At 39.7% G+C, this 13221-nt stretch carries 10 protein-coding genes; 1 reads left to right on the forward strand and 9 read right to left on the reverse strand.

Going from position 1 to position 13221, the window contains the following annotated elements; translation table 11 throughout:
• Positions 1–130: 130 nt before the first annotated feature.
• From ACO6HM_RS00945 to ACO6HM_RS00985, 9 genes are all read right to left on the reverse strand, one after another.
• On the reverse strand, positions 131–1654 hold the full coding sequence (locus ACO6HM_RS00945) for a 4Fe-4S dicluster domain-containing protein (RefSeq protein ID WP_485389335.1): 1524 nt from the start codon (positions 1652–1654) through the stop codon (positions 131–133).
• Positions 1654–3450 carry a serine hydrolase domain-containing protein gene (locus ACO6HM_RS00950; protein ID WP_485389336.1) on the reverse strand — a complete coding sequence of 599 codons (1797 nt, stop codon included), beginning with the start codon at positions 3448–3450 and terminating at the stop codon, positions 1654–1656. The genes ACO6HM_RS00945 and ACO6HM_RS00950 overlap by 1 nt, the downstream gene beginning before the upstream one ends.
• An 8-nt stretch (positions 3451–3458) precedes the next feature.
• Positions 3459–3962: a transcription elongation factor GreA gene (gene greA / locus ACO6HM_RS00955; protein WP_485389337.1), complete on the reverse strand. Its 504-nt coding sequence runs from the start codon at positions 3960–3962 to the stop codon at positions 3459–3461.
• The gene (locus tag ACO6HM_RS00960; RefSeq protein WP_485389338.1) at positions 3932–4708 is read right to left on the reverse strand and encodes a Maf family protein; all 777 of its coding nucleotides are present in this window, start codon (positions 4706–4708) and stop codon (positions 3932–3934) included. The genes greA and ACO6HM_RS00960 overlap by 31 nt, the downstream gene beginning before the upstream one ends.
• Positions 4709–4710: 2 nt before the next feature.
• Positions 4711–5955: a Y-family DNA polymerase gene (locus tag ACO6HM_RS00965; protein ID WP_485389339.1), complete on the reverse strand. Its 1245-nt coding sequence runs from the start codon at positions 5953–5955 to the stop codon at positions 4711–4713.
• Positions 5956–5976: 21 nt separating this feature from the next.
• Positions 5977–6477, reverse strand: coding sequence for an NUDIX hydrolase (locus tag ACO6HM_RS00970; protein WP_208429647.1), 501 nt, complete (start codon positions 6475–6477; stop codon positions 5977–5979).
• A 482-nt stretch (positions 6478–6959) separates the two neighbouring features.
• The gene (gene rsmG, locus ACO6HM_RS00975; RefSeq protein WP_485389340.1) at positions 6960–7679 is read right to left on the reverse strand and encodes a 16S rRNA (guanine(527)-N(7))-methyltransferase RsmG; all 720 of its coding nucleotides are present in this window, start codon (positions 7677–7679) and stop codon (positions 6960–6962) included.
• Positions 7680–7710: 31 nt separating this feature from the next.
• Complete coding sequence (locus ACO6HM_RS00980) at positions 7711–8022, reverse strand: type II toxin-antitoxin system RelE/ParE family toxin (protein ID WP_485389341.1); 312 nt, start codon at positions 8020–8022, stop codon at positions 7711–7713.
• Positions 8019–8303, reverse strand: a complete 285-nt coding sequence (locus tag ACO6HM_RS00985) for a type II toxin-antitoxin system prevent-host-death family antitoxin (RefSeq protein ID WP_485389342.1) — start codon at positions 8301–8303, stop codon at positions 8019–8021. The genes ACO6HM_RS00980 and ACO6HM_RS00985 overlap by 4 nt, the downstream gene beginning before the upstream one ends.
• A gap of 338 nt (positions 8304–8641) precedes the next feature.
• On the opposite strand from ACO6HM_RS00985, the gene ACO6HM_RS00990 reads away from it, so the two are divergent.
• On the forward strand, positions 8642–13201 hold the full coding sequence (locus ACO6HM_RS00990) for a hypothetical protein (RefSeq protein ID WP_485389343.1): 4560 nt from the start codon (positions 8642–8644) through the stop codon (positions 13199–13201).
• Positions 13202–13221 lie beyond the last annotated feature (20 nt).

Consider the following 13221-nt stretch of genomic DNA (forward strand, 5'->3'; position numbering starts at 1 on the left):
ACTTTTAATATGTCTCCATAAGCAATAAATATGTTGATTTACGCCTCCATTATACGATATGAGTATCAAAAGTATTTGGCACCGTATAATACAGAGGCTTCTACAGCTTTGCTGAATACTTGCAAAATATCTAGTATGTAAGCTTATCAAGCTCCTTAACATGCTCAGTCGTGCTGCTGCAGGTGTGGCTTGCCTTAGAGGCGTAGTTCTTAACTGAAGCTGTTGACTTTACTATGGCCTGCATGGTTCCCGGACCTGCCACACAGCCTCCCGGGCAGCCCATTCCCTCAAGAAGATAGCCATTGTATTTGCCTGCCTTTGCCGCCATAAGCATCTTGCGGCAGTCTCTAAGTCCTTCTGCGTTGTCGGTCTTCACCTCCATATCAGGGTGAATGCTCTTAATTACATTTACTACAGAGGTAGCAACTCCACCTGAAACCGCAAAGTTACGGCCATCAGTTGAGGCATCATTCACTCCGTCAGGATCTTCTTCAATATTCTCGATATCTATATGCTTTGACGCAAATATCCCGGCCATTTCTTCAAAGGTGAGAACAAAGTCCACCTCTGAGCGTACCTCGTCCCACATGGCTTCAAGCTTCTTAGCTGAGCAAGGTCCGATGAATACAACCTTACCCTTTGGATTGTAGTGCTTTATAAGCCTTGCTGTGAGTGTCATAGGAGTAAGTGCCATTGAAATGCACTCTTTCATCTCAGGGAAGAGCTTCTTTGCCATAGCCGCCCAGGCAGGACAGCAGGAAGTACCCATAAATGGCAGCTTGTCAGGCACTTCTTTAAGGAAGTCGTTTGCTTCTTGGGTAGCACAGAGGTCTGCACCTACAGCTACCTCAAATACATCAGTAAAACCAAGCATCTTCATAGCCATACGGATTTTCCCCGGAGTTACCTTCGCACCGAACTGGCCTACAAAGGCAGGGGCAAAGGCTGCATAGATATGCTCACCAGACTGGATTGCTCGTATTACCTGGAATATCTGAGATTTATCTGCAATTGCTCCAAATGGACAGTTTACAAGGCACTGGCCACAGGACACACATTTCTCATAGTCTATATCAGCCTTCCCGTGCACATCTGAATGTATGGCATCCATACCGCAGGCCGCAGCGCAAGGCCTTTCCTGCTTGATGATGGCGTTATAAGGACAGACATTGGCACATTTTCCACACTTAATGCAAAGACTCTGATCTATTTCCGACCTGCCGTTTGTCCTGTCAAGAGAAACGCAGGTCTTTGGACAGACTTCCACACAAGGGTGGGCAAGACAGCCCTGACATCCGTCAGTTACAAACACCCTCTTCTCGGTACAGCCATTGCAGGCAAACTTAATCACATTGACAAGTGGGGGAGTATAGTAGGTCTCAGGCCTGTCAGCAGCCTCCACATTGTCGGATATCTTAGCGTGTTCACTTGCATCTCTACAGGGAAGTCCCATGGCAAGTCTAAGTCTCTCCCCAACTATGGCTCTCTCAAGGAATACGTCACTACGAAAGCTTCCTACTTCACCGGGAATTATCTTATAAGGCAATTCCTCGATTCTCTGGTCAGTTGGCCATTCTGTGTGGTATGCCATCCTGGCAACCTCAGTAAATATACGGTGTCTGATTTCCTTGATTCTTGTTTCAATGCCTCTCATTAGTTTTCCTCCGCATTTTCTATAAGCCTGCCCCTTGTAGACGGACTTATTTTCCTCATTACCGCTTCATTTACAATAGTATCTGCTCCACTTCCCAATGCCCTTTTCACTATAAAGTGTGAGTTCATTATTTGGCTCATGGACAGCTTAAGACCTATGCTAATGAACTCCTTACCCGGTGTTTCATCTAGTTCAAGAAGAAGCTCATTAGCCTTAAAATGTATCTTCATTATCCTACTTGCAGCCTCTTCTGTAAAGCTAAGTATCAGTTTTAGAACATTTTCGTGCTCTTCATTTTCCGTATATTCGCCCTTAAGTGCTACATTGTAAGGCTCACCATTTAGATTAATGGTTGAATACGCAGGCTTATGAAAGCCCACTCCTATTTTGTGGACTTCATCCCCTTCTTTTAGCTTAATAAAAAGCGTATGATGTTCATAGGTGAATCCAATTTCACTTATACCCTCGGTAAAGTTATTGTGGGTAAGCTGTAAAAGGAGAGGAAATACTCCCTGGCACTTGTCTTCAAGCTCGTAGCTTCGTCCGTTAAGCCACATAAAGAAATCATGTTTAAGCGGATGAGGCTTGTTGCGGCTTGATATCTGAGCCCTAAGGTTTCCCTTTCTTTCCCAGCCCCCTGCCATAACAGGCTTTGTCTTAAATGCTCCGCTTTCAAGCTCAGATATAAGTTTACTAAGATTTACATTCCCCATAGGATTAGGAGGGAGGGCTTTATCTGAAATTTCAGGATTTTCCATGTATTTTTCAATGATAGCATCTGCCTCCCCACTATGGAAAACAACGGAATCCCCTGCAAAATTCACTATTATCATATCAAGATCAGGGTAAACTCTCACATCCTGCCCCATCATACCATCAAAGAGGTAACTCTCAGCCCTACAGCCCATCCAAAGCTGGTAGCCGTAGCCAAAATGCTCATTTTCAATCTGCTTTGATGTCGCCATATTTACATATTCCTCGGAAATAAGCTGTTCGCCCTCCCATTTACCCTTGCTAAGGTATAAAAGTCCGAGCTTTGCTGCATCTTCAGGCCGTATAAACATACCCCAGCCACCCTTGGTAACGCCCTCAGGGCTGGTCTCCCAAAAGCATTGGCTGATTCCAAGCTTGTTAAATATCCTCTCCTGTAAGAACTCATACATAGGCTTTCCTGCAAGCTTTGATACAATGGCTGAAAGCATGTAAGTATTCATACTGTTATAGTCAAATACCTTTCCTGCATTTTCCTTTAAGGATGCTGAAAGAAAGCCCTTAATCCACTCATCTCCAACCATGGAGCCACCCTCATTGAAGTTAACACCGGTAGTCATAGTGAGGAGGTTCGTGGCTGTCATATCTCTAAACTTCACCATCTGCCATAGGTTTGTGAGATCGCTAAAGAAGTCTACAACCTTGTCATTAAGCTTTAGCTTCCCGTCATCATAGAGCAGACCAATAGCCATTCCTGTAAATGTCTTGCTCATAGAATAAGTAGTATGCCATTCTCCCCTTCTGTACGGCGAAAAAGAAGACTCACAGATGACTTTACCATGTCTAAGTACCAGAAAATGATGAAGTTCACTCTTTGCAGAGCCAAGTTCGAATAAGAGGTTGTAAAGAAAAGATGTAGGTACCCCCTCCGCTTCAGGAGTGCTTCTTTCCAGTGGCTTGGCATCTGCCTTATCCCAGTCAAACTGCGGTTTTTCAGGCTTAAATGTAGCCTTTCCTATGTGTCCCGTCTTGCCTGTAAGTATATCAAACATTATAGTGGCTAGAGCTTTTTCAAAATTGGCCATATTACCTCCTAAAACTCTCTGATTCCTTCTTTTCCTTCATCCTTAGTATTCTCGATATTTTTGATAACTACATCATAGCTTACCTGTTCATTTACCTTTACACTGACTGTATCTCCCTCCTTGTGTCCCATCAAAGCCTTGCCCAGAGGGGATTCTATGGTTATGAGATTGCTTACTGAGTCTCCTCTTACTGAGGTTACTATCTTGAAGGTTTCTTCCTCTTTATCCTCCACAAAGTAGACAGTTACAGTATTATCAAGGCCTACTTCGTCTTCTTTAGAATCATCCTCTATTATCCTTGCAGTCTTAACCATCTTCTCGAGGTAGCGTATCCTGCTTTCATTCTGATTTTTGAACCTTTTTGCCGCATAATACTCAAAATTCTCTGAAAGGTCACCATGTGCCCTTGCTTCCTTTACCTCAGCAATGGCCTCTTTTCTTACCACCAGCTTTCTATGCTCAATCTCTTCTTCAAGCCTTCTTATATCGTTTTTTGTAAGCTTGTCGTACATTTGTAGACCTCCTTGATTTCGTGATAAAGCCTTCCTGCAGGTAAGCCTACCACTGTAGAATAATCTCCGTTTATCTTTTCTATATAAGCTTGAAATCTTCCCTGAATAGCATATCCACCAGCCTTATCATATGGCTCTAAGGTGGATATATACCCCTCTACCTCCGCCTCATTCATAGGATATACGCTTACTTCGGTTTTTTCTGAGAAGGTGCGTACAATCAGCTTATTTTCACTTAGCATGGCTTTAATTATGTTTCCAATTTCTGCTGTCTCTTCACTATTATCGGCTTCTTTCATCTGATTTTCAAGGATTTTAAATAATTCCAAGTATTTGTTTCCCTCTTTAACTCCCCTATTTTCAAGGACTTCCTTAGGGATATAGATGAGGGTAACCCCTGTGTATACCTCGTGGCTTCTGCCCTGGATAAGCTCTATCATACGGCCGGCATCAGCCTTATCTCTAGGCTTTTCAAGGATTTCCCCGTCTACAGACACCACTGTATCTGCGCCGATAACTATGTAGGCGTCTCCTTCTTCTGTTTCCTTTGTCAGAATAAGGCTTTCAGCCACATCAGCAGCCTTTATAAATGAAAGCTCCTCCACCTTTTCCTTTGGGTGAAGCTTATTAAAGTCATTTTTTAACTTCTCCTCAGCCTCACTTACCTCAGTCGTAAATTCAAAGCCAAGCTTTCCAAGTATCTCAACCCTGCGTGGTGAAGCCGAAGCCAATATATATTTTGTCATAATCATCCTCCTTTTTTTATCTTACCTTCGCCGTATTTTTCATTTATTTTTTTAAGCATGGTATCTAACTTATCGGTTTTTTCTTTTTTCTTTGACTCATTTAGTCTAATCTCATCCTGCTTACTTTTTTCTTTCATATAGGAAAATATATCAAGCTGTTTGCATTCATTTTCAGCCAGATTCGATACACCTACTCCAACCAGCCTAATGCCATCATTTTCGCTAAATAAGCCTCTTTCTCCAAAGCAAAGCTCTCTCATAAGTATAAGGGAAGTGCTTTCTATATCCTTAATATCATTTGTTGGTTCTACCAGAGTAGTCTGCTTTGACCTCCTCTTAAAGCTGCTTGTTTTGGCACTAACGCTTATAGTATAGCCTGTTGCCTCATCTTTTTTAAGCCTTTTTCCCACACTTTCTGAAAGCCAATGTATGACAGGGGGCATTTCTTTATCGTAGGTAGACACCCTGATGTCTGTGGGCAGGGTGGTCTCGTTTGAATAGCTCTTAGCAGCCTCCCTCTCCCCCGATACCACATCGCTTCCTCTGCCGTTAGCACTCTCATAGATATATTCTCCTGACTTTTCACCTAGCAGAGAACAAAGCAGGGCTTTATCGAGCTTAGCTGCATCTCCTATGGTCTTAACTCCTATATTCTTAAGTTTTTCAGAAGTCTTATAGCCACAGCCATGCAGCTTTTCTATGGGAAGAGCCCACATTTTCTCCTTTATTTCCTCAGGATAAAGAGTGTGTACCTTGTAAGGCTTTTCAAAATCACTTGCCATCTTGGCAAGGAGCTTAACTGTAGAGATTCCAATATTTACTGTAAATCCAAGGCTTTCATAGATTTCAGTCTTAATTTTCTCTGCCATAGTTATAGGTTCATCTGTTCCTGTCATATCAAGATATGCCTCATCAATAGACACCTGTTCTACTGCTAAGGCATATTTCTTAAGTATATCTATAAACTTCGCCGAGTATTCTCTATAGGTCTTAAAGTCAGAAGGGAAAAGCCTTAGACTCGGGCATTTTTCAAGGGCCCTCATAACAGGTTCGCCTGTCCTTACTCCCTGCTTCTTGGCAGGAATCGAGCAGGCTGTGATAACTCCATGTCTTTTTGATACATCCCCTCCTATGGCAGAGGGTATGGTTCTAAGGTCAATGCTTCCCGGCTCTTCTTTAAGCATCTTAACTGCCGTCCACGAAAGAAAGGCTGAGTTTACATCCACATGGAATATCAGCTTGTCCATTTCTTCACCTCCAAAGTGAATCTACTTCAGATATCCTCTCTTGCCTAGGAATGTTCTATATCTTTCTCTCTGGCTCCTTATGATGTCATCTGAGTTAACAAAGTCTGCGAATTCTGCTTCGCTTATCCATTTATAGCCAATAGTCTCGTTTTCCTGCAAGGTTACGCAGTCCTTTGCACAGTCAGTCCTTGTATAAAAGTCTTCAAATATACATTTCCCGTGTATAGTCCTGCCAATGTGTTCAAAGTCTTCTGCTTCTATTCCGGTCTCTTCTTTTAGTTCCCTCTTTATGCAAGTAAGCTTGTCCTCGCCTTTTAGTGCGCTTCCTCCTGCTGTGGCTTCGTATTTGCCGGGATTGGTAGGCTTGTTTAGGTCTCGCTTCATAAGTAGAAAGTCGCCGTCCTCATGCTGAACCAGCACTTCGCATACCAGATGATAAAGCCCATCAGGTATCTTCTCTCCCCTAACCAAATCAACACCTGCAAGGGTTTCGTCTCTATTATAACCGTCCCAAATTTCCATGATTCCTCCAAAACTTCTAAATAATAATACTTTCATTGATACGACTAAATATCTGGTTTTACACAGAAACAAACTTTTATAAATCGTCTCAATTATAATACTATTTCATACTGTGTGACGCCCGGAATGATAGAATTTCAGACTCGCTCCGGCATCCGCTTCGCTTCGCCTAACGCGCTCGCTTAGAATTCTATCATTCCGGGCTGTGAACTGAAAGTTTAGCTTTCTATTCTTTCTTCTTTGCATTATGTGATTGCTTTTTAGAATATAGTACCTAACAATATTTATAATTTTCTTTATATTATTAATTGTCACTTATCAGCTGGAACTGATACTTCCTAAGCGAGCGCATTAGGTTTTTCGTCAACTACACAATTCTAAAATAGCCTCTTTCAGAAAAACCGGAGCGAGTCTGGAAAGTTATCAGTGACAGCGTGACTTAGTCCGCATATTCAATAAAAAGCTAGCACATTGCCCTCTCCTTATTGTAGCGGATTTTTGCTTGGTTTTCCACCCGCACGAGGATATTTTTTTGGAGTATTTTTTATCTTTTCTATAGAAATCAACACCCTGGTATAGTCAGTATCCTTTATGGTAAATTGTGCCTTATCTTTTATTTCTCCGCCAAGCACCCTGATGGCAGTCTTTGATGCCTCGATCTCTTCGTCAGCTCCAACTGCCTTATAAGCCACGAATTTCCCGCCAAACCTTACATAAGGAAGGCAGTATTCGCTAAGGGTTGGCAGAGCAGATACAGCCCTTGATACGCATAGGTCAAAGCTTTCTCTGTATTCTCCCTTGGTCTGGAGCTCCTCCGCTCTGGAATGTATGGTAGCTATATCTTTAAGCTCAAGTTCCTCGATTACCTCATTTAAGAAGTTCAATCTTTTATTGAGGGAATCAAGGAGCAGCACCTTAGTTTCAGGAAATACTATCTTGATAGGTACACCGGGAAAGCCTGCGCCTGTACCGATATCCAGCACAGTCATAGGCGTAGTCATATCCATTACCTTTGCTATCATTAGGCTGTCTACAAAGTGCTTGATGACAAATTCTTCATAGTCTGTGATAGCTGTAAGGTTCATTACCTTATTTTTTTCTATTACCATCTCGTAGAATCTATAGAGTTTGTCACATTGCTCTGAAGTTATTGTAATTCCTTCATTTTCCAGTTTTTTTATAATAAGTGATTTATCTTCCATCAGTCATCCTCTTTCGTGAATATAATCATACCTATAGCCCCCGTATGATATCCAAATAATTTTGTATCTGCCCAAGCACCGCATATACAGTAACTATCTTTTCCTTTATTTTATAAAAGACAAGATTTTTTTCAAGAATTAATACCATATAGCCCTGTCTTTTAAGTACATTGTATTTTGGTGTAGTTCCGATATAAGGATTGTCCCCTAAAGATAATATAGCCTCTTCAAGTTCACTTAATTTCTTCAAAGCCACGCTATTTCCTAAATTTTCAGCAATATAAAGTATATTTCCCCTTATCAGAGCATCGGCTGTATCAGTTCTTATAATCCCATATTTCAAATCCTCTCCTCCTTAAGAATATCTCTCAAATCATCAAAAGTATCCTTAATAGGAGCAACTCTCTCATATTTAACATCTTCATCAGCTTCTGCAAGTATTTCTAAAAGCTCAATTCGGGCTTTCATTCTTTTATATTCCTCATATCCGATGGAAACCGTATCTCCCCGTCCATTTACGGTAATTATAACTGCTTTCTTATCCTCCCTGTATTGTCTGGATATTTCATTATAATGATTACGCAGATCTACTGATGGTCTGATTGTTTCCTGTTTGATAAACATAGGCTTGCCTCCAAAAAAATATAGACATATTATATTATAATATGTCTATAATATCAATTGACCTTAACTGGCGTCATCTATATTTGCCATGTAGCATGAACAATCTCAATATTAAGCCTTCACCAAAGGTACCCAAAGCTCCATTTTATAATCAGGACTATACATATCCCCTTCAAAATAATATTAGTTTTAACTTCCTTTCGATTATTTTCATAATAACAATACTCATTAGTAAATGTTGACTTTAGCATAGAAAGTTGGTAAGATAACTCGGGATACAATGAAAACGAAAATCATTATTGTATGCTGAAGAAAATTATAACATCATAGGAGGAGCAATGAGAAGGCTTAAGAAAAATATAGCAACAGCTATGATTACAGCTATGTCACTTAGTATGTTACCTGCACAGATGTGGGGAACAACAATAAGTGCTGCAACAACAAAGAAGGTAGTGGCAAAGAAGATTGAGATGACAGTAAGCACCAATAAGGGGCTTAAGTCAGCACTTAAGAAGGGTAATGTAAATAAGATTGTATTAAATGCTGTATCTACCAAGAACTTCAGAGTACCAAAGGGTAACTATAAGGATAAGATACTTGTTATTAATTCATCAGATAAATCTAAGGTTTATATTCCAAAAGGAACAAAATTCAAAAAAATCATCTATCTTGGAACAGTTAAAAATGCAAATCTTGTTATAGATGAGACAGGAAATAAAATTGAAATAGCATCAAAGATTACACTTAACATAAGCGGTAAGGCAGCTTATGCGGAACTTACATACAAGACAGGGGCAGAGTCCGCAAAGGTTACTTCTAAGATTGAACTTATAGCGTCAAATAAGACTAAGAAAAGTATAAAGGCTACAATCTTAGGCAAGAAAGTAATAATCAAAGCAGGTGATACCTATGCAAGCTCTGATTTGGATATAGATTCTGATGATACTCCACAGGGTACAGCCAATATAGATGTAAAGGATGACAGTACCCCACAGGGAAGTGCTGTTACCAATGAAAACGAAAATACAGCCGGTAATACTACCAATACTGGAAGTATAGGTGGAGGTTATATAGGCGGAGGCTCAACCGGTGGTGGAAGTAATACAAATTCAGGCAATAATACTCCTCAAACTCCGGCTAAAGAAGCAAATAAAATTGTAAATCCTGAAAAGACAAAGGTCATAGATGCTACAAGTTTCTTAAGATATGTGGTTTTTAGCTTTGTAAATGGTTATACAAAGGATAATGCCACAGTTTATGTAGATGATACAGATGTTACAAGTGAGCTTACCAAAGTTGACACAGAAGGAACTCTGTATAAGTGGGAAGTATATGGAAAATATCCTGCTGAAGTGAAGGTTGTAAGCAATAAGGATAAAAACATCAGTCAGACAGTAAAGCTTGACAGACCGTCTGATGCAAAGCTTGTTACACCTATAGTTACCAATAAGCGCAGAACCCCTGAGTTTGTTATAGGAAGCAGCAGGATTTCAAGATTTGATTATAATCTGGATAACTTTGATAACGAAGGCAATAGACGTATGAAGCCGGGGATTACTACTTTCAATTCAGATTTAAAAGCTTCAAAGAAGATTTCAGAAAGGCCTTATTATGCACCTGATGTAGAGGTAGGTAAGGATCTTACTGTGATGTTTAATTATACATCTGATGATGATACAAAGTGGTTTGACAATATCCCTAAGACAGGAGCCCTTCAGCTTGTTGAGGATAGTGATAACCAGTATACTATAAAGTATGATGTTCAGTATGAGAAGACAATTGTAGAGCATGGTGGTCAAAAAGCGGCTCTGATTATAAAGACAGGAGAAGCGAATTTTAGATCAGCAGGGTATTTCAGACTGAGGGTAAAGTCTGAGGGCAGTAAATCATACATGCTCCGTATCAGACTTGAATATCCGGGACAGCCTGAAATTTTCTTAAGGGAGCCTGTATTAAAATCAGGCAAGAATCTTCACTTCGATGTTAAAGGTGTGACTTTGGGGGTAAAAAATGCTGTTGAGAAGGTAGAACTTACTTTGCCGAATAAGGAAGTTAGAACCCTCAGACATAATATTGATTATTTCTTCTTTGGAAACTTATTTGTCTTATACAATGATGTGACAAAGGGTAAGGAAGAAGACGGTACAAAGGGTATAAATAATACACTTTATAAGGGTGAGTATAGTCTTAAGATTTATTTTAATGAATATAAGCCTGCTACAGTTGGGTTTGACATACCGGATGGACAGGAGGCAGGGAAGAAAAACGAAACTACTGCAGATAAAGTTACGACTATGGGAAGTAAATCTTCACTGCTTTCCATGGATGGTATGAAGTTTGATGCCGTTGCAGGTTCAACCAGAAAGGCTACTCCGGGAGGAAACCGAGGAGACTATACAGGCTCACTAACGATAGTAAGAGATCTTATTTTTGATGTGGATCTTCTTGCCAATGCCGAAATATTTGATGAGCTTGGAATCAAAAATGACTATGCTAAAGCTATAGTTGACAGATTTGAAAAGGAAGTTACGGTAAAAGCGGTATACAATCATAACAGCGATTTCTATGATTTTGGATACTACAATACTACTATGATAGCTAAGAGGGACGATGGGATGTACCTTTCTTTCTCTGATTATATGAAGCAGGATGGTGTAAAGACTATAAACAAGATAAAGAAGGCTAATGCCGTACTTGAAGATAACTTGATAGGTGGGGTTCTGGATGGAAACCAGCTTGGAGAGGAAGCTCCTAAGTTTACTATCCCAAATGAAGGTAAAGTCAGCACCGACGGTAAAATCACCCTACAGGCGGATGCGGCTTATCTTGCTAAGGTTAAGGCACTTCATCCTGAAAGGGAAAAGGGTCAGAAGTACTTGTTCACAATGAGTTCTGATTACTATAAAGTAGACGGAGATAAGCTTACCATAAGTGGAACAGGTCTTATAAACCGCTATTTCCCTAATCTTAACACTTTGCCAAGAAAGGTAAATGTAATAGTTGTAGCTGACGGATATCAGCCTCAGACGATAGAGTTAACTGTGGTAAAGCCTGATGAAAATGCATTAAAAACTCTTGAAATGCCTGATAAATTTACTACTTTCCACATTGGTAATACCCTCTCATTTGGAACTACTTCGGGAATACGTAATGTCAATGATTGGATGAATAATATTGTATCTATTACAGTAGGTGGAGTAAAATATAATAGAGTACCAAATGAAAGATATTCTGTAAAAGATGATAATGAGTTTTATGTTGGTAAAAAGGTGGAGATAACCCTTCCTAAGTCAAAGTCTAACAACATACCTATGGTAATTGAGGCTACAGGCTACAAAACATATACATTTACAATTGATAACAGCGGTAAACAAGCACAGATTGTAAAAGGTGAGGAGACCGATGGTACAGGTATAATACCGAAACAGCCTGAACAAAAGACCCCTGAGACAGGTAAAGAAACTGAGACACCAAAACTTAATCTTGATGAAATAGTTAGGACTGAGACAGCTAATGATGCTCCTGATGCAAAAAGCCTCACCATACCGGAAGACAAGAAGCTTTATGTACAGCCAGGACACAAGAAGCTTTCAATTGGTGCAGCGTTTACCGGTAATGGCGAAGAAGTAATTGCATGGTTAGAAAAGGTAAATTCCGTTAAGGTTGATGGGGTTAATTATACCAAAGGCAGCGGTTTTGGACTTAAGGATAAGCAGTTTAAATTTAGCTTTGGCTCTATGGAGATAAATAGACCTGAAAAGAAGGCTGTTATTCCTATGGTTATAAAGGCTGAGGGATATAAGACTTATGTGTTTACTTTTGACAACAGTTCAGAAGACTCAGTAAAGGATACATTTAAGCTTATCAATGGAAATAAGACAGAACAGCCAAAGCCTGATGATAAAAAGGATAATCAGACACCTGCACCGGGACAGGATGACAAGCAGACTCCGGGAGATAAAGAGAACCCTAAAGATAAAAAGGAAGATAATCAGGGCGGTACCTTACTTGAACTCCCACTGCCACAGACTTTCAAAGTGGAAAGAGATTATGATGACAGATTTACCATTAAAAAATATTTTCTGGGAGATGCTAATAAAGAAGCTACTCAAAAGTGGATTGATATGGTAACAGAGGTTACTGTTAATGGAAGAATCTGCACATATGGTAATGATGATGAAAGAAAGAACCTGAATGAGTATGAGTTCAGGAAGGTAAGAGGAAACTTCGGTGATTTAGAGCTTCAGATAGCAAGGCCTTATGATATAAAGGGTGATGCAAATAAGGCTGTTTCTTTAGAGATAGAAGCTAAAGGCTACAAGACCTACATATTTACCTTTGACAACAGTCGTTCTAAAGTAGAGGTAATTAAGGGTGAAGAGAAGAAAACCGTAGCTCCGGCTGAATCTGATAAGGCTAAGGAAGAGGAAAAGAAGGCTAAAGAAGAACAGGAGAAAAAGGAGCAGGAAGAAAAGAAGAAACAGGAAGCTGACGCTGCAAAGAAAGCTGAGGAAGATGCAAAAAAGAATAGCTTAAAGAGCCTGAATTTATCAGCAGATCAGCCTCTGAAGCTTGATAATATTACACTAAACACTTTCTTTATTAAGAGTAATAATTTTATAAAAAATGGTACAAATGTACTTGAGTGGATTAAGAATATTGAATCTATTACTTTTGATGGTGAAATGTATACTGAAGCAAAAAATAGCTTTGTAAATAAAAAGGAATATAAAATTGATGCTGAACGTGATGAAATTAAAATAAGAAGACCACAAAAGACAGCTAGTGGATTAGCTCTGATTATCAAGTCAAAAGGTTTTAAAACTTATGAATTTACTTTTGATAATAGTACCAAATCTGATAAAAGGATAGCTTTTGTTAGAGAAATAGAAGGCTAATTACAATAAAAAAAGGAGTA

It is taken from the genome of Catonella sp. (assembly GCF_057250765.1).